This window comes from Erwinia amylovora, from assembly GCF_017161565.1.
Classification (GTDB): Bacteria; Pseudomonadota; Gammaproteobacteria; order Enterobacterales; family Enterobacteriaceae; genus Erwinia; species Erwinia amylovora.
In genome coordinates, this window is sequence record NZ_CP066796.1 from 1,940,460 (window position 1) to 1,959,044 (window position 18,585).

The following is an 18,585-nucleotide window of genomic DNA, read 5'->3' on the forward strand; positions in this document are numbered from 1 at the left end:
CGCCTTAGCTGGCTGGCCGCGTTACTCCATATCGATTTTTTTCTGGCTGATGCCATACTCACGCAGCTTGTTAGCGATAGCGGTGTGGGAAACACCCAGGCGTTTTGCCAGCTTGCGCGTACTGGGATAAGAAAGGTAAAGTCGGGTCAATACCGAGCACTCAAAACGGCTGGTTATTTCGTCCAGCGTGCCTTCAATCACCTCATCTCCCAATGGTAACGCCATTGCCTGCTCCGGCAGCACAATATCATGTGGACGCAACGCATCACCTTCCAGCTGGGTTAACGCCCGATACAGCGAGTTCTTTAACTGGCGTACATTACCAGGCCAGGTATAGCGGGTAAGAAACGCATTCATCTGCGAAGAGATCTTAGGCCGTGCCACGCCGAGTTCGTCGGCAAAACGGGCAACAAGCATTTCGGTCAGCGGCACAATATCCTGCGGACGGTCGCGCAGCGGCGGCAAATTAAGCGTCAGCACGTTGAGCCGATAGAACAGATCTTCGCGAAATTCGCCGCGTTGCACCAGCTCCATCAGGTTCTTCTGAGTAGCGCAGATGACCCGCACATCGACATGCACTTCATGCTCTTCACCCACACGCCTGAAGGTTCCATCATTAAGAAAGCGTAACAGCTTAGTCTGCATGCGCGGCGACATTTCACCGATCTCGTCCAGCAGTACCGAGCCTCCGTTCGCCTGCTCGAAAAAGCCTTTTTTCCCTTGCAGCGCGTTGGGATAGGCCCCCGCCGCGTGACCAAACAGCTCACTCTCCGCAACATCATCCGGCAGTGAGGCGCAGTTAAGGGCAAGAAACGGCTTTTTACCTCGCGCGCTGCGCATATGACAGGCGGCGGCCAGCATATCTTTACCGGTACCGGTTTCACCGACAATCAGCAGAGGCGCATCCAGCATCGCCAGCTTACGTGCCTGCTCCAGCACCTGGCGCATCTTCGGGCTAACCGCAACAATATGTTGAAAATCGCTATCGTCGTTAACCGCCAGGTTTTGCAGCTGCTGGCCCATACGCGCCGTCGATTTAAGCAGGATCACGCCCCCGACAGGGTCAGGAGTAACCTGCTCTTCGCTCCGGGCATAAACAGGCGTGACTTCCATCAGAAAATCACGCCCCTGTAACACCACATGATGTGCCTCCGGACGTATGCCATCGTCGTCAAGCCAACGCTGAAAATTGAAGCCGGGAATAAGCGCTCCCGCGTTATAGTTGCGCATTTTTTCTTCGTTCAGTGCAAACAGCGTCTGCGCGGCGGGGTTGGCAAGTTCGACTTTGCTTTTTAGATCAATGGAGAAGACCGGCTCCGGCAGGGCAACCAGTAGCGCGCTGAGCGCACGATGCTCACGTTCTGAAGGAAGATAGGCGATGGTACGAACATCGGTAACGCTGGCAATACGGCGGATATCGGCCATGAGCTGGCTGAACTGTTCAAAGCCGACATGAGAAAAATTGAGGTAGATGCGGCCAATGGCGGCAATTTCGATGCCGCGCAGATCGATACCGCGTTCGACCAGCAGGTCCAGCAGTTCGCGAGTCAGACCGATCCGATCCTGGCAGAAAACTTCGAGACGCATGGGTGTTGACCTTTGTGTTCACAGTGCAGAGTCTATCCGCAGATAATACTCTATCCCTCGTCGGGTCAGAAGCAATCTGTCATGAAAAGTTGACAGCGACAGGACTAGGGGTGTTTAACACCGCGTTGCAGGCTGTCTTTCAGCTGGCCCATCAGCTCACGGCGGAAGTCGCCGAGGCGCGGTTTGTCGCCTTCCAGCCACGGTAGCGGGCGGCAAAGCTCCATCGCCTTGATGCCCAACCGGGCGGTTAACAGCCCGGCGCCGATCCCCTGTGCTGCCCGGGCGGAAAGACGGGCGGCAACATCTTGAGACATCCAGTCCATACCGACCTCGCGCACCAGTTCAGATGCCCCGGCAAAAGCCATATTGAGCATGACCAGGCGGAACAGCCTGATACGGCTGAAATAGCCAAGCTCAATGCCATACAGTGCGGCGATGCGATTGACCAGCCGCAGATTTCGCCAGGCAATAAACGCCATATCAATCAGCGCCAGCGGACTGACGGCAATCAGCAGCGTTGACTCCGCGGCGCAACGGCTAATTTCACGCCGCGCCTGGCGGTCCAGCACCGGCTGCACCAGTTGGGCATAAAGCACCACCACCTCGCGGTCGTTATGGGTTTCATGCAGAGAGGCGTGCCAGCGTTGCAGCGCCGGGTGTCCGGCTTCCAGCTCTGCCTGCTGCGCCAACTTTTCGCAAAAGGGACGACCTTTGCCCATACCGTGGCTGGCCAGCAGCCCGCGCGCCACATCACGTTCCTCTGCCCGTTCACGCAGACGATACAGGCGACGCCATTCGCTCAGTAGCGATCCGGCCCCGGCCGCCACGATCAGCATGCCAGCCGCTCCACCGCCAACAGCTATCCAGTCCTGTGTGATCCAGGCCTGGTGCAACCCCTGCACGCCCTGAGCGATAACGCTTACGGCAAACAGACCCAGTCCGGTCCTGACCATTTTACGCCACAGGCTGCGTTTTGGCTGCAGCGCGGCTTCCACCGCCCGCTCGCCCGCGTTTTCAGGCTCTGCATCCTGCTCAGGTTCTGCGGCAACAAAGCGATCCTGCTGCGCAACAAAGGCCTGCTGCTGGCGCATCGACGGCACCCGCTCTTCACTGAGTGGCTGGGCAAAATCGATGCGTGGCTTAATCGGTGCGTTCATCGCAGCTTATCTCCCAATAAAAATTCCAGCGCTGCATCCATACGAATATGCGGCAGCGGGCGATCGACATCCACTTCCTGCGGGCGAAACTGCTCAAAATGAAATCCCTGCTCCTGCCAGAACGCACTGCCGGGCATTCGTGCAGGAACCTCGCCGGGGTAGACCGTCAGCGCATGATTGTCCGCCAGGCGGTGACCCCGCAGTGCCGGGATGCTTTCTCCCTGATGATCGACCCGTCCACTCTGGGTGGCTTGCACCGAGGCAAGGCCCACGCAGTCCATTGTTATTCCCTCAAAGGCGGCGTTCTGCCAGGCGTCCTGCACCAGTTGCTGCAGTAAAGAGACCAGGTTGGCATGCTGATCGGCCGTGACGTGGTCACTTTTGGTGGCGGCAAACAGCAGCTTGTCGATCACCGGCGAGAACAGACGACGAAACAGCGTGCGCTGGCCGTAAGAGAAGCTTTGCATCAGCTGCGTCAACGCCAGACGCATATCGTTAAACGCCTGTGGCCCGCTATTAAGCGGTTGCAGGCAATCGACCAGCACAATTTGTCGGTCAAAACGCAAGAAATGGTTCTTATAGAAACCCTTCACGACATGTTGGCAATAATATTGATAGCGGGCGCGCAGCGTACCGATATTACTGGCCGTATCAGCCTGCATCAGCCGCGTTTCTGCGCCCTCTTCCACCGTTGGCCACGGGAAGAACTGTAGGGCCGGTGCGCCCGCCATCTCACCCGGCAGCACAAAACGCCCTGGCTGGATGAAATGTAAACCTTCCTGCTTACAGCGCTGTAAATATTCGGTCCAGGCGGCGGCGATGTCGGCCAGACGGTTCTCGTCTGCGGGAGCGAACGGATCAAGCCCGGCAAACAGCTGCTGCCAGCGTTGCGCCCAGACGGCGCGGTCGCCATGCAGTAAGCCGGTCATCTGCCGCGACCAGCCGAGGTAATTCTGCGCCAGCATTGGCAGGTCCAGCAGCCATTCTCCGGGATAGTCGACGATTTCGAGGTAGAGCGTTGAGGTGTCTTTGAAGTGGCGCAGCAGCGAGTCACGCGATCGGTAGCGAAGTGCAAGGCGCATTTCGCTGACGCCGCGCGTTGGCGTTGGCCAGTTTGGCGGCGTACCGTACAGCTGTGCCAGTCCTTCGTCGTAGGTAAAACGGGTAAGCCCGAGATCGCGCTGTGCAACGCGCTTAACGCCAAGCAAACGCTGCTCACGTGCTGCTGAAAGCATCGGCAGACGCGCGCCAGCATTCACATTGAGCAGTTGATTAACCAGTGAAGTGATAAATGCGGTTTTGCCGCTGCGGCTTAATCCGGTAACAGCCAAACGCAGATGGCGATCCACGCCGCGATTGACCAGAGACAGCAATTCATTTTGTAGTCTTTTCATCAGTGGCGAAGCAGCCTTATCGGGTTGTATCGTCAGTCAATCAGGGCTTTACCCAACGTGAGCTGGCCCCTTTTAATGCGCGGCGGATCAGCGGTTCCAGTGCCCAGGCCAGGAAAATTTTCAACGGCTTGCGTGCCACCGATTTGACCGCCCAGCCGCTTAAACCCGCCGGGCCGTAGGTGAGAGCATTAATAAGAATAAATTTCCCGGCTTTTTGCAGAACCGGAGCATGTCGTTTTAAATGACGCATGATAATACCTCATTAGGTTAAAGCTGGCTGAAGCGGCTACGCACGCTGAACGTTTCCGAGGTGACATAACGCTCCACCTGTTGCAGCTGCTGCTCGCCGCCGTTAAGTTCACGACTTAACTGGTCAAGTAACTGGTGAGCACTGAGTGGTTTGCCCTGCTCCTGCTCGCCGGGCGGCATGTCGTCCAGCGCCAGCGCCAGAGCGCAATAGGCAATCAGGGTAAAAACAAACAGGCCGAAAAACATCGACAGCACCACAATAATCCGCACCAGCCGCACCGGAATGTCCAGGTAGTGGGCAATCCCGGCACAAACGCCTTTCAGCTTACCCTGTTGCGGCATACGATACAGCTTCTGCCGACTCATGGTTGCCTCCAGCCGGGATGTTCGGCGTCAAGTATAGCTTCCAGCGCCTGAACGCGTTCACGCATTTTTCGTGCATCGAGCGTCAGCTGTTGCAAGCGTTGCAGTTCATTTTGTGACAGTTCAGCATCGCCATGATGTCGGTTGCTGTAGTGTAACCATAACCAGATCGGTGCAACAAACAGCACGAAAATGGTTAAGGGTATGGCAAGAAATAACGCGCTCATTCATTCTCCTTAAGATAATCGGGCCTGGCAGAGGGCATCTGAACGGATGCCCTGCCCGGTGATTATTCACCGATACGCCGGTTCATTTTCTCTTTCAATGCCGCCAGCTGTTGGCTGATTTCATCATCAGCCTGCAGTTCTGCAAACTGCCGATCGAGATTTTTCTGTTTGCCAAAGCTGTGGCTTTCAGCCTCCGCTTCCATATGGTCAATGCGGCGTTCAAAGGATTCGAAACGCGCCATGGCATCATCCAGTTTGCCACTGTCCAGCTGGCGACGCACATCGCGCGATGAGGCGGCAGCCTGGTGACGCAGCGTCAGCGCCTGCTGGCGCGCGCGGGTTTCAGCCAGTTTACTTTCCAGCTCGCTGATTTCACCTTTAAGGCGAGCCAGGCTCTCTTCAACCTGGCTGGCTTCCAGCTGCAAAGCAGCAATCAGGTCGGTCAGCTTTTGTTTTTCAATCAGGGCCGCACGGGCCAGATCTTCTTTTTCCTTGTACAGTGCCAGTTCGGCTTTTTGCTGCCATTCTGCCTGCTGACCTTCAGCCTGCCCGATGCGGCGCAGCAGCTGCTTTTTCTCCGCCAACGCGCGTGCAGAGGTGGAGCGCAGTTCTACCAGCGTATCTTCCATCTCCTGAATCATCAGCCGTACCAGCTTCTGCGGGTCTTCTGCTTTTTCCAGCAGAGAATTGATGTTGGCGTTAACGATGTCGGCAAAACGTGAAAAAATACCCATAATCAAATTCCTCATCAGTCTGGTTTCTGGCCATATGCCCTTGATCTGCATCTGATAATACAAATAGCGTGCCAATTTATATCTTATTGATTTTAAATTAGAAAACGGCTTTACAGCCTGTCCACCAGGGAATATCATGGTGATTATCACTAATAATTGGTGAAATTGATGATAAGTGAAAATCCTGAAAACCTGATCGGCGAAGCAAACAATTTTATTGAAGTACTGGAGCAGGTATCGAGGCTGGCCCCGTTGCATAAGCCGGTACTGGTGATCGGCGAGCGCGGTACCGGTAAAGAATTAATCGCCAGCCGATTGCATTATCTGTCTGAACGCTGGCAGGGTCCGTTCATCTCTTTAAACTGCGCAGCGCTGAACGAAAATTTGCTGGACTCTGAACTGTTTGGCCACGAAGCCGGCGCATTTACCGGCGCACAAAAACGTCATCTGGGCCGTTTTGAACGCGCCGATGGCGGCACGTTGTTTCTCGACGAACTGGCTAACGCCCCGATGCTGGTTCAGGAAAAGCTGTTGCGAGTGATTGAATATGGTCAGCTGGAGCGGGTTGGCGGCAGTCAGCCTTTGCAGGTGAGCGTGAGGCTGGTATGCGCCACCAATGCCGATTTGCCACAGTTAGCAAGCGAGGGTAAATTTCGCGCCGACTTGTTGGACAGGCTGGCCTTTGATGTTGTCCAGCTCCCCCCGCTACGCGAACGCCGCAGCGATATTTTGGTGATGGCGCAACATTTTGCCATTCAGATGTGTCGGGAACTGGGACTGGAGCTGTTCCCCGGTTTTTCTCCGGCGGCAGAGCAGCAGCTGCTGGCCTATAGCTGGCCAGGCAACGTGCGCGAGCTGAAAAATGTGGTGGAACGCTCGGTATATCGCCATGCTGGCAGCGATGAGACGCTTGATACCATTATTATTGATCCTTTCGTTCGCAGCGCGGTCACGGCGGCGTCGCCGTCCAGGTGCGCTAATTTGCCCGCTTTGCCGCTCGATCTGCGCCACTGGCAGTATCAGCAGGAAAAAATGCTGGTTGAGAAAGCGCTGGCTCAGGCACGTTTCAACCAACGCCGCGCCGCTGACCTGCTGGTCGTCACCTATCATCAGCTCAGGGCAATGCTGAAAAAGCATCAAATTCAGTTTGATGAGAATTAGGCTGGAGCTGGGGGCGCTGTTAGCCAGGTTTAAGTGGACTGTAAGGGATAAAAAAAGCCCGCACCAGGCGGGCTAAAATACTGGAAGCGATGTGAGCAATGTCGTGCTCTTCAGCGGTAGAGCCACCGCCGAAGTACCCGTTAATAATAATCATTCTCATTATCGTTTGTAAAGCTCTTTATTGTGAATTCATCTCATTCAGGTAGCGGCGGTGAGCCTGTCTCACCTTATTGCGGCAGTGTTACGCCTGAATCGTCCCCCCTTCATCGCAGCAAATTTTGGGTGCGGGCAGAGAGTGAGTTACACTAAGTTTACTGCCTGAAATATCAGAAGAGTTATGCGCAAATTATTCCCTCTATTGCTTCTCGCTATGAGTGTGCTGAGCACTCCGGTTTGGCCCTCCTCGCCCGGTGACATTCGCCAGAGCGGTTTTGTGTACTGCGTAAACGGCGTCATCAATACGTTTAACCCACAATTGGCCAGCGGCGGATTGGTTGTAGATACGCTGGCCGCGCAGATCTATGACCGCCTGCTTGACGTTGATCCCTATACCTACCGTCTGATGCCTGAACTGGCAAAGAGCTGGGAAGTGCTGGACAACGGTGCGACCTACCGTTTCCATTTGCGTCATGATGTCTCTTTCCAGCATACCCCGTGGTTCACCCCAACGCGGGCGATGAATGCTGACGACGTGGTGTTCAGCTTCGAACGGGTTTTTAACCGTCACCATTCGTGGCACAACGTTAACGGCGGCAATTATCCCTACTTTGACAGTTTACAATTTGTCGATGCGGTGCAAAGCGTGAAAAAGCTTAACAACGATACGGTAGAGATCCGCCTGAATAGCCCGGATGCCTCCTTTCTCTGGCATCTCGCCACGCACTACGCTCCGGTACTGTCAAACGAATACGCCGAACGGTTAACCCGGGCCGACCACCAGGAGCTGATGGACCGCCAGCCGGTGGGTACCGGCCCGTTTATGCTGAATGATTTCCGTGGCGGGCAATATATTCGCTTGCAGCGTCATGATGACTACTGGAAAGGACAGCCGCGTATGTCACAGGTGGTGGTTGATATCAGCGCGGGCGGTACCGGGCGCTTATCGAAACTGTTAACCGGGGAGTGTGATGTGCTGGCATACCCGGCGGCAAGCCAGCTTTCGATTCTGCGTGATGACCCGCGTCTGCGCCTGACGCTGCGCCCGGGAATGAATATTGCTTATCTGGCATTTAATACCCGCAAGGCACCCCTCGATCGGCCCGAGGTTCGTCAGGCGCTGGCGCTGGCCATCAACAACGAACGCTTGATGGCTTCAATCTATTACGGCACCGCCGAAACAGCGGCTTCGATATTACCGCGCGCCTCATGGGCTTATGATACCGGGGCGCATATCACGCCCTATAATCCGGCCAGGGCGCGAGAAGAACTGCAGGCGTTGGGGATCAATGATCTTCATCTGACGCTGTGGGTTCCCTCCGCGTCGCAAGCCTGGAACCCCAGCCCACTGAAAACGGCAGAACTTATCCAGGCAGATCTGGCACAGATCGGGGTTACGGTGACTATCGTGCCGGTCGAAGGCCGTTTTCAGGAAGCAAGACTGATGACAATGAACCACGATCTTACGCTGACCGGTTGGGCCACCGACAGCAATGACCCGGATAGCTTTTTCCGCCCGCTGCTCAGTTGCGCGGCGATAGCCTCACAGACTAACTATGCGCACTGGTGCAATTCGGGCTTTGACGTACTGCTGCATAAAGCGTTGCTGTCTCAGGAGCTGGCAAAACGAATTGACTATTATGACCGCGCACAGATGCTGCTGGCGCAGCAGCTACCGGTGCTGCCACTTGCCTACTCCTTACGTTTGCAGGCTTACCGTTATGATATAAAAGGGCTGGTGCTCAGTCCGTTTGGCAATGCTTCGTTTGCCGGTGTCTACCGCGATGACGGCAAGGAGAAATCACCGTGATTATCTATACGCTGCGCCGCCTGGTGCTGTTTATCATCACGCTATTTATGTTAACGCTCCTCGGCTTTAGCCTGAGTTATTTTACTCCGCATGCGCCGCTACAGGGCGCTTCGTTGCCGGATGCCTGGCTGTTCTGGTTTAGCGGGATATTGCATCTCGATTTCGGCGTCTCCAGTATTAACGGCCAGCCGATCGCCCAACAATTAGGTGAAGTGTTTCCGGCCACGCTGGAGCTGTGCCTGATGGCCTTTACGCTGGCCATGCTTATTGGCATTCCGCTGGGGATCGCCGCAGGCGTGATGCATGATAAGTGGCAGGACAAGGCTATCAGTGCACTGGCATTGGTAGGCTTTTCACTGCCGGTCTTTTGGCTGGCACTCCTGTTGACGCTGTTTTTTTCACTCAATCTTGGCTGGCTGCCGGTTTCCGGGCGTTTCGACCTGCTATATCCGGTTAATCATGTTAGCGGATTTGCGCTGATCGACGCGTGGCTATCCGACTCGCCGTGGCGGCGTGAAATGGTTATCAGCGCGCTACAACACATGGTGCTGCCGGTGATCGTGCTGTCGGTTGCCCCAACCACGGAGATGATCCGCCTGCTGCGCCTGAGTACGCGTGATGTCATGCAACAAAACTACGTCAAAGCGGCAGAAACGCGCGGACTGTCGTTAATCACCATCCTTTACCGTCACGTATTGCATAATGCACTGCCCCCGGTAATACCGCGTTTGGGCTTACAGTTTTCGACAATGCTGACGCTGGCGATGATTACCGAAATGGTGTTTAGCTGGCCCGGGCTGGGGCGCTGGCTGATTAATGCTGTCCGGCAACAGGATTATGCCGCCATTTCTGCCGGAGTGATGGTGGTTGGTGCGCTGGTGATTGCCGTAAACGTGCTATCCGATATTCTGGGAGCCGTGACTAATCCGCTGAAACACAAGGAATGGTATGCCGTCCGATAATATCTACGCAGAAAGAAAGCCGCCCAGTCCCTTGCGTCATACCTGGCGGCTTTTCTACCGTGATACCACGGCGATGATTGGCTTTTATGCCTTTTTGGCTCTGCTGCTGCTGACCCTGTTTGGCGCCGTGCTGGCACCCTATGGGATCGACCAGCAGTTTCTGGGTTACCAGCTGTTGCCGCCATCCTGGTCGCGTTACGGCGATGTCTCTTTTTTCCTTGGCACTGACGATCTGGGGCGCGACCTGCTCAGTCGCCTGTTGAGTGGCGCTGCGCCGACCGTGGGGGCGGCCATGGTGGTGACTCTGGGTTCGGCCTGCTGCGCCCTGGTGCCGGGAGTGATGGCCGGGCTGACGCATGGGCTGCGCTCGGCGGTGCTCAACCATGTTCTCGATACGCTGTTATCGATACCGTCGCTGCTGCTGGCCATCATTGTTGTGGCATTTACAGGGCCTAAGCTGGAGCATGCCATGCTGGCGGTGTTTCTTGCGCTGTTACCTCGTCTGGTTCGCGCTATTTATAGCGCAGTACACGACGAGCTGGAGAAAGAGTATGTGGTGGCGGCTCGTCTTGACGGTGCCAGCAGCTTTGACATTCTGCGTTACGCCATTTTTCCCAACATTGTTGCCCTGTTAGTGACCGAATTTACCCGCGCCCTGTCGCTGGCCATTCTTGACATTGCCGCACTCGGTTTCCTCGATCTCGGCGCACAGCTGCCTTCCCCGGAATGGGGAGCAATGCTCGGAGACTCACTTGAACTGGTTTATGTCGCTCCGTGGACCGTGATGTTACCCGGTGCAGCCATTATGCTGAGCGTACTGATTGTAAACCTGTTGGGTGACGGGATCCGCCGGGCCATCGATGCAGGAGTGAAATAATGCCGCTACTTGATATCCGTAACCTGACAATTGAGTTTATGACCGCCGACGGCCCGGTCAAGGCGGTGGATCGCGTGAGCATTACGTTGACCGAGGGGGAAATTCGCGGTTTGGTTGGTGAGTCTGGTTCGGGTAAAAGTTTAATTGCCAAGGCTATTTGCGGCGTCACGAAAGATAACTGGCGCATTACTGCCGACCGCATGCACTTTAATGATATCGATCTGCTGCATCTCTCGCCACGCGAACGACGCAAGATCGTCGGCCATAACGTTTCGATGATCTTCCAGGAGCCGCAGTCGTGCCTCGACCCGTCCGAGAGTATCGGTACACAGCTGAAACAGGCGATTCCAGGCTGGACGTGGAAAGGCCGCTGGTATCAACGTTTTCGCTGGCGGCACCGTCGGGCAACAGAACTTCTGCATCGGGTAGGGATTAAAGATCATAAAGATATTATGAGCAGCTTCCCCTACGAGTTAACTGACGGTGAATGCCAGAAGGTGATGATTGCTATTGCGCTGGCGAATCAGCCGCGACTACTTATCGCCGATGAGCCGACCAATGCGATGGAGCCAACCACCCAGGCGCAAATTTTCCGCCTGCTGGCGCGCCTGAATCAGAACAATAACACCACCATTTTACTGATCAGCCACGACCTGCAAATGCTCAGTCACTGGGCGGATAAAATCAACGTGATGTACTGCGGACAAACGATGGAAAGCGCAGTCAGTGATGAGCTGATTAACTCGCCCCACCATCCCTATACTCAGGCATTGATCCGTGCGATGCCGGACTTTGGCCGCTCTCTGGCACACAAAAGTCGTCTGAATACCTTACCAGGCGCTATTCCGTCGCTGGAGCATTTGCCGATTGGCTGCCGTCTTGGTCCGCGCTGCCCCTATGCGCAGAAAACCTGTATCGAAACCCCGCGCCTGAGCGGCTCGAAAAATCATCTGTTTGCCTGTCACTTTCCGCTGAATACGGGGAGCCAGTAATGTTTAAGACGCTGCTGGAAGTGCGTAATCTGAGCAAAACTTTTCGCTACCGTACCGGGCTGTTTCGACGTCAGCATGTCGAGGCAGTTAAAGACGTCAGTTTCAGCCTTGGTCAGCGGCAGACCTTGGCGATTATAGGGGAAAACGGTTCCGGGAAATCAACGCTGGCAAAAATGCTCAGCGGTATGATCGCCCCTTCTGGTGGGGAGATATCCATCGATGATCGTCTACTGGAGTTCGGCGATTATGCCTGGCGCAGCCAGCGAATACGGATGATTTTCCAGGATCCCTCAACATCACTCAATCCACGGCAGCGCATCAGCCAGATCCTTGACTTCCCCCTTCGGCTTAATACCGAACTGGAGAGCGCAGAGCGTGAAAAACGGATTATCGCCACATTGCGTCAGGTCGGGATGCTCGCCGATCACGCCTCCTATTATCCCCACATGCTGGCCCCGGGGCAGAAACAGCGTATCGGCCTTGCGCGCGCGCTGATTTTACAACCGCAGGTGATTGTTGCTGATGAAGCGCTGGCCGCTCTCGATATGTCAATACGTTCGCAACTGATCAACCTGATGCTGGAGTTGCAGGAAAAGTACGGCATTGCCTATGTGTATGTCACCCAGCATCTGGGCATGATGAAGCATATCAGCGACCAGGTGCTGGTGATGCACCATGGCGAAGTGGTAGAGCGCGGAGAGACCGCCAGGGTTCTCGCTGCGCCGCAACATGAACTGACAAAACGGCTGGTCTCCGGCCATTTTGACGAGACGCGGAACACCGTTGCCGGACGCGGATAACCAGCTGACAAAGCGTCACTGGCTTGGCCGTTTAGCCTGATCGCTGATGGTAAACACGGTTATTGCACCTGGCTGGCATGCAGGAACTGTGCCTTCGCCCGCCGGGTGTCTTTGATATTTTCCATTAACGAATCCGGCGCTGAACCGCCTTGATTTCGCCCCACGCTGATCCTGTCACGGCACAAAGGCATGCGCACGGTCATCTCCTGAAGCGCTACTGCTTCAATGCGTGGCCAACCTGATGCCATCAGGCTAAACGCCCCAATATTTGCCGAAAGCCGTTGAGTTTCCGTCTTCTTATGCCTTCCAGCTATTTGATAGTACCGATGATTATTTCTTTCGACCTGCGGCTTGCGTCAGGATATTTCTGCCATTCAGGCCGCCTGGCCGATGTCTGCGCTCTGCGCCCGCCAATATGAAAAGGAATGACCATGGAACAGCGCCGCATTACCGGTAATAATTACTGGTATCACGAAACGCAGACCAGCCTGCCCTCACAGCGCGCACCGCTGGTTCCCGAAGCTGCGACGGTTGAAGACCGGTTTCTGCTCGGGCTGGCTCAGATTGTTGACCAAGACGTAAAATCCATATTGCGTCAGACCCATCCCACTCTGCAGGCTTCGCGTCGCCTTTATCAGCTTCTGTTCCCTGCCCAACTCGCCACCACGCTTAGCCATACGCTTACCCTGTATGATCGGCTCAGTAGCGCCCTGACGGTGGCACAGGTCGCTGGCGTGCAGCGCCTGTGCAATCACTATGCGGCCCGGCTTCATCCTCTGCCGGGGCCAGACTCGTCTCGCGAGAGCAATCATCGCCTGACGCAGATCACAGAATTTGTCCGTCAGCTTGCTTCCCAACCGACATTAATCAATGCCGCTGCGCTACAGCGTCTTGATGAGGTTGGCCTGAGCGCGCCCGATATTATCAGTCTGAGTCAGGTTGTTGGTTTTGTCAGTTATCAGGCGCGTGTGATTGCCGGAATTCACGCCCTGTTGGCACTACCGGTAAGCTGGATGCCTGGAATGAGGGTGCCACCTGATGCAGATCACCGCCTTTTCAGCAGCATCAAAGACTGGCAGCCGCTGGTCGCTCCTGTTGAAATGCGCTATGCGGCGCCCGACCAGCTGGAGGCAATCGCTCACAGCCAGCCGTTCAACGATTTGCAGGTCGCTGCGCGGCTGTTCGCGCATGATGCAAAAACCCTGTCAGAATGGAGCCAGCTGTTGGAAAAACTGGCAGACGATAGCCATAACCCTCTGAACGCACTGGCAGCGGCGGTTGCGGCACGCATCAATGGCAGTCACTTCTGCTTTAGCCGTTATCCGGCAGGCGAGCTGCGTGAAGCATTAAAGGTGAGTATTCAGCAGGGACTGAGCATTGCCGATAAACAACAGCAGCAGGTGATTCAATTCGCTGCCCAGCTGACGCGCAGCCCGGAACGCGTGAGCGCAGTACATATACAGCCGATGAAGGACGCGGGCCTGAACCTTGCACAGATATTTGCGGTTATCCATAGCGTGGCGGTAAGCAGCTGGTGCAACCGCCTGATGCAGGGGCTGGGAACCAGTTAGCTAATCGGCTCGCCAGCCAGCCAGCGGCGTACCTCATCAAAGAAATGTTGCGCCAGTGGAGTGGCACGCCCCGGCTCTGCAATCACCACCGCTCCCTGACGTGACATTGGCGCTATCGCGACCCGGCGGCGCTGCAAATCACCGATCATCTGTTCCAGCTGATGACCCACTGGCGAAATAAGACAACCCAGGCCTACCTGCGCAGCTTGCAGCAGCTGAAATACCGATGTGGTTTCCAGCACCACGCGCAGACTGAGGCCGGCCTCGCGGAAATGGCTGTCAATATACCGGCGGAAATAGCGCGTTTGTTCAGCGAGACAAAGCGGCAAGCCGGCAATTTCTGCCAGTTCCAGCGGGGTATCTCCCGCCAACTGCGGAAAATGTTGCGGATGATAAAACAGTTCCACGCCACGATCCGCCAATGTTTCCGCCTGTAAATGCAGCTCGCGTAATGCCGCCAGTTCAAAAAAACCGATGCCGACATCGACCGTATGCGCGTTAAGCGCATCAAGCAGCTGGTCGGCGCTGAGCACCGCTAAACGATAATCCAGCTGCGGATAGCGCTGGCCAATTGCTTTCAGCATTGTTGGCAACGAAATACCGCACTGGGGCACTACCCCAATCCGCAATGTTCCGCTGACACCGTGCTTTAAGGATTCCACTTCCAGCTTCAGCCCCTGATAAACTGAGACGATCTCCCGCGCCCATGACAGAACTCGCTCACCTTCGGGGGTAAAGCCGTCAAAATTGTTACTGCGGTTGATCAACGACAATCCCAGCTCACGTTCCAGATTTTTCAGGCGCATGGACAGCGTTGGCTGGCTGACAAAACTGGCCTCGGCAGCGCGACCAAAATGGCGTTCGCGCTCTAAATTACACAAATAAATCAGCTGCTTAATATCCATGATTATTCTAATTCTGGCAGGCAAGTTTACGCCAGTTGGTGACGCTGTCAGGTGCTACCCTGCAACGTTTTAACTGACAGGCAAGTTTTATCCTGTGAGCGACAAGTCAACTGCACATCGCTCAGTATAACAAATACGCCCGTTTCGAAGACCACGCCGCTAACCTATTCCCTGACGTTGGCTCGCAGATTTATAACCTGATTTATCGTTTTTCTTGTTTATAGTTTACTTATGTCATTATCATCCCCGTGGTAATTACCTTTGGGACGGAGCCATGACAACCGGGTACTGGATAGTGAAAGGCGATAAGACAAGCTGTGGCGGCACGGTTAAAGAGGGCCTGGCGAAAAGAAGCTTAGCCAATAACCCTGTAGCGGTGAACGGCAGTAAAGTCTCCTGTGGCATACATCCCGGCAGCTACAGCGTGGGAGGTGGGCATCCTGGCGAAATCGTCCACGGGCAATACGTGGCCAGCACGCTGTACAGCCGTTCCACCTGCCCGTGCAGGGCTTTCTTTATCCCTTCTCAGACGTGGGCGTCTCACGGGCTTTATCAGGGCGACCCGCTTCCGGTTGTCGTGCCCTCTTCCCCCACTGCGGCACAGCCGGAACAACGCGCGCAGTCCGCGCGGAATAATGCGGCTTTACCAACGACCGATGAGGTAAAAAGACCGCCGGAAAAGCGTGAAATCACGCTGGCTATCGGCGTATTTTTTGATGGCACCGGCAATAATGCGATCAATACCGACAACATGCTGCAAGCCTGCAGCGCCAGGCATTACCACCTCAACGATGCTGAAGCAGGGGCTATCCTCGGTAAATGTGCGCGCGAGGACTTCGGCATATCAGGTGCCGGGGCGACCAGTTATAGCGGTTATTACACCAATATTTACTGGCTGAGTACGTTGTATAAACAGGATATAACGCCGGCACTTGGTTATTTTCAGGCAGCTGTTTATATAGAGGGCATTGGTACGGAAGCTGGCAAGCCTGACAGCATAATCGGACAGGGGCTGGGGATCGCTGATACTGGCGTTGTCGCGAAAACTGATAAAGCCATTGCTCAACTGGCTGACATTCTGACTGAAAGTATTGAGGGTATAAACTGCAACTCATCGGCTTGTGAACTGGTTATCAAATCCCTGCAGTTTGATATTTTTGGTTTCAGCCGCGGTGCAGCCGCATCACGCCATTTTGCCAACCGCATCCATTCTGCCGATCCCGCAATAATTAGCGCCATTAATAAGGGCCTGAAAGGAACGGCGTTTAACGGCGTGCCTGCCGGTAAAACCCGCTTTATTGGCATTTTCGATACCGTGGCAGCGATTGGCAGACCGTTAAATGGCCTGAACCCCCATAATGCCGATACCGGCGATGTCAATATCGTGCTGCGCCCGGGCGTGGCGGATAAGGTGTTTCATATTACCGCGGCGCATGAGTGCCGGTTTAACTTCGCCCTTAACAGCGTGAAACCCGCGTGGCCGGAGCTGGCGCTGCCGGGCGCGCACTCTGATATCGGCGGCGGCTACCTGCCGCTGACGAAGGAGGATCTGTTCCTCACGCGCCCTCAAACCGATACCGTCCTGCTCAACCATCCGGGTCAGCAGACGCGGGGCTATCACCAGGCGACCCGTCAGCTGCGTGTACTGGACGCATCGCCCTGCATCGCGCCGATCTTGCGTACCAGTAAGATCACGGCGGAAACCTGGTACGACGACAGGATGCCGGCAAACCGCTATGGCGAGCCGCAGAAGCGCAGCTTCGCGGCGATGACGCTTCGGGACCGGTTAGTGAAGAACGACTGGTCGAGGGTGGTGCTGCGGGTGATGCTCGATGCGGCACAGGAAGCCGGGGTGCTGTTTGATAACATCGAGGACGACGATAATTTCAGTCTTCCTGTCTCGCTTTCTTTTCTTTGCGAAAAAGCCTTAGCAATGGGCAAGTCTGTACGTTCGGGCCAGTTTCCGGGCTCTTTCAGCCAGAGTGAGCTGGATATCATCGCCGGTCAGTATATTCACTGTTCTGCCAACTGGAACGCCATTGTGGCAGATGCGGACGGGTTCACCCGCGGCGGCGCATCCGCCTCCGAAGTGATTAGTTTTGTTAATCGCCCGGACAAGCAGTGGCGGCGCACGGAGTACAATATGGACGGGAAAAAATGCTGAAACCGAAAGCGCTGTATTCGCTGGCGCTGCTGCTGCTGCTGAACGGCTGCCAGACGGGCGAGCCGCGGACTCCGCAAGAGACCGGCGAGATGCCCTATGGCAAATGGAGATTTGCCTTTTTTACGCCGCATGCCCTACCCGCAGTGGTCACAAGGGCAATGATAATCGACAGCGAAAAGGTGGTTTCTTCTTACCGGACGCTGGATGGTACCCCCGGTGATCCCGACACCATTCAGAAATGGAGGGACAGAACCCGAATTCCCGCGCACTTTAACAAAGCCCGCCACCCGCCCGTACTGATGCTGTTCTGCTGGGATTCCATCATCGATAAAAAGACCTACGAGACGCAGATTATTTTCCCGCCGTCGCTGCGTAAGATCATGCTGACCCCGACCGGTAAGGACAGACAGGGGAATACCGCCTGGTATAAAACGCTGCTGTTTGGCCTGGCTCCTGAAGGAAAAGTCAGGATCTGGCTGCAGAACAGCGCGGCCGGGGACAATGTAGCGCTGGAACCAAAGAAAATCACCACCCTGTCCGGCGACCAGCTGGACGCCTGCAAGGGCATTACCAGGCATTCTCAGGGGTACGGCTATACCCAAACGACCCAGGATTTCATCAAAGGAAAAACCTACCCGTACGGTGAATGGTGAATATAACGACCTGTCGACCGCAACGTTCACTGACTGCGCTTCGACCCGGACAGATGCTGTTTGCACAGGATGCCATCTCACCACTGTGATTAGTTTTGTTAATCGCCCGGACAAGCAGTGGCGGCGCACGGAGTACAATATGGACGGAAAAAAATGCTGAAACCGAAAGCGCTGTATTCGCTGGCGCTGCTGCTGTTGCTGAACGGCTGCCAGACGGGCAAGCCGCGGACTCCGCAAGAGACCGGCGAGATGCCCTATGGCAAGTGGAGATTTGCCTTTTTTACGCCGCATGCCTTACCTGCAGTGGTCACAAGGGCAATGATAATCGACAGTGAAAAGGTGGTTTCTTCTTACCGGACGCTGGATGGTGTTCATGATAATCCAAATAGCATCGACTCCTGGAGCAACCGTGTCAGGCGGCACGCGCACTTCAACAAAGCCCGCCACCCGCCCGTACTGATGCTGTTCTGCTGGGATTCCATCATCGATAAAAAGACCTACGAAACGCAGATTATTTTCCCGCCGTCGCTGCGTAAGATCATGCTGACCCCGACCGGTAAGGACAGACAGGGAAATACCGCCTGGTATAAAACGCTGCTGTTTGGCCTGGCTCCTGAAGGAAAAGTCAGGATCTGGCTGCAGAACAGCGCGGCCGGGGACAATGTAGCGCTGGAACCAAAGAAAATCACCACCCTGTCCGGCGACCAGCTGGACGCCTGCAAGGGCATTACCAGGCATTCTCAGGGGTACGGCTATACCCAAACGACCCAGGATTTCATCAAAGGAAAAACCTACCCGTACGGTGAATGGTGAATATAACGAC

At 55.3% G+C, this 18,585-nt stretch carries 20 protein-coding genes; 10 read left to right on the forward strand and 10 right to left on the reverse strand.

Features of this window, described 5'->3' with window-relative positions; all coding sequences use genetic code 11:
• Positions 1 to 21 precede the first annotated feature (21 nt).
• The 7 genes from tyrR to pspA all read right to left on the reverse strand — a co-directional run bounded on the left by tyrR (position 22) and on the right by pspA (position 5,711).
• Complete coding sequence (gene tyrR, locus JGC47_RS09000) at positions 22 to 1,587, reverse strand: transcriptional regulator TyrR (protein WP_004157694.1); 1,566 nt, start codon at positions 1,585 to 1,587, stop codon at positions 22 to 24.
• A gap of 104 nt (positions 1,588 to 1,691) precedes the next feature.
• Positions 1,692 to 2,744, reverse strand: coding sequence for a YcjF family protein (locus JGC47_RS09005; RefSeq protein WP_004157695.1), 1,053 nt, complete (start codon positions 2,742 to 2,744; stop codon positions 1,692 to 1,694).
• On the reverse strand, positions 2,741 to 4,138 hold the full coding sequence (locus tag JGC47_RS09010) for a YcjX family GTP-binding protein (RefSeq protein WP_004157696.1): 1,398 nt from the start codon (positions 4,136 to 4,138) through the stop codon (positions 2,741 to 2,743). Before JGC47_RS09010 ends, JGC47_RS09005 begins: the two co-directional genes overlap by 4 nt.
• A gap of 40 nt (positions 4,139 to 4,178) precedes the next feature.
• Positions 4,179 to 4,388, reverse strand: coding sequence for a phage shock protein PspD (gene pspD / locus JGC47_RS09015; RefSeq protein WP_004157697.1), 210 nt, complete (start codon positions 4,386 to 4,388; stop codon positions 4,179 to 4,181).
• 17 nt (positions 4,389 to 4,405) lie between these two features.
• Complete coding sequence (gene pspC / locus JGC47_RS09020) at positions 4,406 to 4,753, reverse strand: envelope stress response membrane protein PspC (RefSeq protein WP_004157698.1); 348 nt, start codon at positions 4,751 to 4,753, stop codon at positions 4,406 to 4,408.
• Positions 4,750 to 4,977, reverse strand: coding sequence for an envelope stress response membrane protein PspB (gene pspB / locus JGC47_RS09025; RefSeq protein ID WP_004157699.1), 228 nt, complete (start codon positions 4,975 to 4,977; stop codon positions 4,750 to 4,752). Before pspB ends, pspC begins: the two co-directional genes overlap by 4 nt.
• Positions 4,978 to 5,039: 62 nt before the next feature.
• Complete coding sequence (gene pspA / locus JGC47_RS09030; RefSeq protein WP_004157700.1) at positions 5,040 to 5,711, reverse strand: phage shock protein PspA; 672 nt, start codon at positions 5,709 to 5,711, stop codon at positions 5,040 to 5,042.
• Positions 5,712 to 5,879: 168 nt separating this feature from the next.
• Here pspA and pspF point away from each other — a divergent pair, with 168 nt between their 5' ends.
• Positions 5,880 to 6,872: a phage shock protein operon transcriptional activator gene (pspF, locus tag JGC47_RS09035; protein ID WP_004157701.1), complete on the forward strand. Its 993-nt coding sequence runs from the start codon at positions 5,880 to 5,882 to the stop codon at positions 6,870 to 6,872.
• Positions 6,873 to 6,891: 19 nt separating this feature from the next.
• On the opposite strand, the gene JGC47_RS17795 is transcribed toward pspF, so the two are convergent.
• Positions 6,892 to 7,026: a hypothetical protein gene (locus tag JGC47_RS17795; RefSeq protein ID WP_255211773.1), complete on the reverse strand. Its 135-nt coding sequence runs from the start codon at positions 7,024 to 7,026 to the stop codon at positions 6,892 to 6,894.
• 183 nt (positions 7,027 to 7,209) lie between these two features.
• On the opposite strand from JGC47_RS17795, the gene sapA reads away from it, so the two are divergent.
• Genes sapA through sapF form a run of 5 tightly spaced genes read left to right on the forward strand, consistent with a single transcriptional unit; the run spans position 7,210 to position 12,469 of the window.
• Entirely contained in the window at positions 7,210 to 8,838 is a 1,629-nt protein-coding gene (gene sapA / locus JGC47_RS09040; protein WP_004157703.1) for an ABC transporter substrate-binding protein SapA, read from the forward strand.
• Positions 8,835 to 9,800 (forward strand): putrescine export ABC transporter permease SapB, encoded by a 966-nt coding sequence (sapB, locus tag JGC47_RS09045; RefSeq protein ID WP_004157704.1) that lies wholly within the window; start codon positions 8,835 to 8,837, stop codon positions 9,798 to 9,800. The genes sapA and sapB overlap by 4 nt, the downstream gene beginning before the upstream one ends.
• The gene (gene sapC / locus JGC47_RS09050) at positions 9,787 to 10,677 is read left to right on the forward strand and encodes a putrescine export ABC transporter permease SapC (protein ID WP_004157705.1); all 891 of its coding nucleotides are present in this window, start codon (positions 9,787 to 9,789) and stop codon (positions 10,675 to 10,677) included. The genes sapB and sapC overlap by 14 nt, the downstream gene beginning before the upstream one ends.
• Positions 10,677 to 11,669: a putrescine export ABC transporter ATP-binding protein SapD gene (sapD, locus tag JGC47_RS09055; RefSeq protein ID WP_004157707.1), complete on the forward strand. Its 993-nt coding sequence runs from the start codon at positions 10,677 to 10,679 to the stop codon at positions 11,667 to 11,669. The genes sapC and sapD overlap by 1 nt, the downstream gene beginning before the upstream one ends.
• On the forward strand, positions 11,669 to 12,469 hold the full coding sequence (sapF, locus tag JGC47_RS09060; RefSeq protein ID WP_004157708.1) for a putrescine export ABC transporter ATP-binding protein SapF: 801 nt from the start codon (positions 11,669 to 11,671) through the stop codon (positions 12,467 to 12,469). Before sapD ends, sapF begins: the two co-directional genes overlap by 1 nt.
• Positions 12,470 to 12,528: 59 nt before the next feature.
• Here sapF and JGC47_RS09065 read toward each other — a convergent pair whose 3' ends face one another.
• Entirely contained in the window at positions 12,529 to 12,717 is a 189-nt protein-coding gene (locus JGC47_RS09065) for a hypothetical protein (protein WP_004157709.1), read from the reverse strand.
• A 183-nt stretch (positions 12,718 to 12,900) separates the two neighbouring features.
• Here JGC47_RS09065 and JGC47_RS09070 point away from each other — a divergent pair, with 183 nt between their 5' ends.
• The gene (locus JGC47_RS09070) at positions 12,901 to 14,040 is read left to right on the forward strand and encodes a carboxymuconolactone decarboxylase family protein (protein ID WP_004157710.1); all 1,140 of its coding nucleotides are present in this window, start codon (positions 12,901 to 12,903) and stop codon (positions 14,038 to 14,040) included.
• Here the strand turns inward: JGC47_RS09070 and JGC47_RS09075 are convergent.
• A complete protein-coding gene (locus JGC47_RS09075) occupies positions 14,037 to 14,945 on the reverse strand; it encodes a LysR family transcriptional regulator (protein ID WP_004157711.1) in 909 nt (302 codons plus the stop codon). The genes JGC47_RS09070 and JGC47_RS09075 overlap by 4 nt on opposite strands.
• Before the next feature lie 274 nt (positions 14,946 to 15,219).
• Here JGC47_RS09075 and JGC47_RS09080 point away from each other — a divergent pair, with 274 nt between their 5' ends.
• From JGC47_RS09080 to JGC47_RS09090, 3 genes are all read left to right on the forward strand, one after another.
• The gene (locus JGC47_RS09080) at positions 15,220 to 17,109 is read left to right on the forward strand and encodes a PAAR domain-containing protein (RefSeq protein WP_004157712.1); all 1,890 of its coding nucleotides are present in this window, start codon (positions 15,220 to 15,222) and stop codon (positions 17,107 to 17,109) included.
• Positions 17,103 to 17,762 (forward strand): DUF2931 family protein, encoded by a 660-nt coding sequence (locus tag JGC47_RS09085; protein WP_004162359.1) that lies wholly within the window; start codon positions 17,103 to 17,105, stop codon positions 17,760 to 17,762. Before JGC47_RS09080 ends, JGC47_RS09085 begins: the two co-directional genes overlap by 7 nt.
• Before the next feature lie 153 nt (positions 17,763 to 17,915).
• The gene (locus tag JGC47_RS09090; protein WP_004157715.1) at positions 17,916 to 18,575 is read left to right on the forward strand and encodes a DUF2931 family protein; all 660 of its coding nucleotides are present in this window, start codon (positions 17,916 to 17,918) and stop codon (positions 18,573 to 18,575) included.
• The last annotated feature ends 10 nt before the right edge of the window (positions 18,576 to 18,585 follow it).

Excerpts from the sequence above, each read along its gene's own strand:
- sapF (WP_004157708.1), top strand. The coding sequence starts at position 11,669 with ATGTTTAAGACGCTGCTGGAAGTGCGTAATCTGAGCAAAACTTTTCGC.
- JGC47_RS09070 (WP_004157710.1), top strand. The coding sequence starts at position 12,901 with ATGGAACAGCGCCGCATTACCGGTAATAATTACTGGTATCACGAAACG.
- JGC47_RS09065 (WP_004157709.1), bottom strand. The coding sequence starts at position 12,717 with ATGGCATCAGGTTGGCCACGCATTGAAGCAGTAGCGCTTCAGGAGATG.
- JGC47_RS09085 (WP_004162359.1), top strand. The coding sequence starts at position 17,103 with ATGCTGAAACCGAAAGCGCTGTATTCGCTGGCGCTGCTGCTGCTGCTG.
- sapD (WP_004157707.1), top strand. The coding sequence starts at position 10,677 with ATGCCGCTACTTGATATCCGTAACCTGACAATTGAGTTTATGACCGCC.
- pspB (WP_004157699.1), bottom strand. The coding sequence starts at position 4,977 with ATGAGCGCGTTATTTCTTGCCATACCCTTAACCATTTTCGTGCTGTTT.
- tyrR (WP_004157694.1), bottom strand. The coding sequence starts at position 1,587 with ATGCGTCTCGAAGTTTTCTGCCAGGATCGGATCGGTCTGACTCGCGAA.
- pspD (WP_004157697.1), bottom strand. The coding sequence starts at position 4,388 with ATGCGTCATTTAAAACGACATGCTCCGGTTCTGCAAAAAGCCGGGAAA.
- JGC47_RS09010 (WP_004157696.1), bottom strand. The coding sequence starts at position 4,138 with ATGAAAAGACTACAAAATGAATTGCTGTCTCTGGTCAATCGCGGCGTG.
- JGC47_RS09080 (WP_004157712.1), top strand. The coding sequence starts at position 15,220 with ATGACAACCGGGTACTGGATAGTGAAAGGCGATAAGACAAGCTGTGGC.
- pspA (WP_004157700.1), bottom strand. The coding sequence starts at position 5,711 with ATGGGTATTTTTTCACGTTTTGCCGACATCGTTAACGCCAACATCAAT.
- JGC47_RS09090 (WP_004157715.1), top strand. The coding sequence starts at position 17,916 with ATGCTGAAACCGAAAGCGCTGTATTCGCTGGCGCTGCTGCTGTTGCTG.
- JGC47_RS09075 (WP_004157711.1), bottom strand. The coding sequence starts at position 14,945 with ATGGATATTAAGCAGCTGATTTATTTGTGTAATTTAGAGCGCGAACGC.
- pspF (WP_004157701.1), top strand. The coding sequence starts at position 5,880 with ATGATAAGTGAAAATCCTGAAAACCTGATCGGCGAAGCAAACAATTTT.
- JGC47_RS09005 (WP_004157695.1), bottom strand. The coding sequence starts at position 2,744 with ATGAACGCACCGATTAAGCCACGCATCGATTTTGCCCAGCCACTCAGT.
- pspC (WP_004157698.1), bottom strand. The coding sequence starts at position 4,753 with ATGAGTCGGCAGAAGCTGTATCGTATGCCGCAACAGGGTAAGCTGAAA.
- JGC47_RS17795 (WP_255211773.1), bottom strand. The coding sequence starts at position 7,026 with ATGATTATTATTAACGGGTACTTCGGCGGTGGCTCTACCGCTGAAGAG.
- sapC (WP_004157705.1), top strand. The coding sequence starts at position 9,787 with ATGCCGTCCGATAATATCTACGCAGAAAGAAAGCCGCCCAGTCCCTTG.
- sapA (WP_004157703.1), top strand. The coding sequence starts at position 7,210 with ATGCGCAAATTATTCCCTCTATTGCTTCTCGCTATGAGTGTGCTGAGC.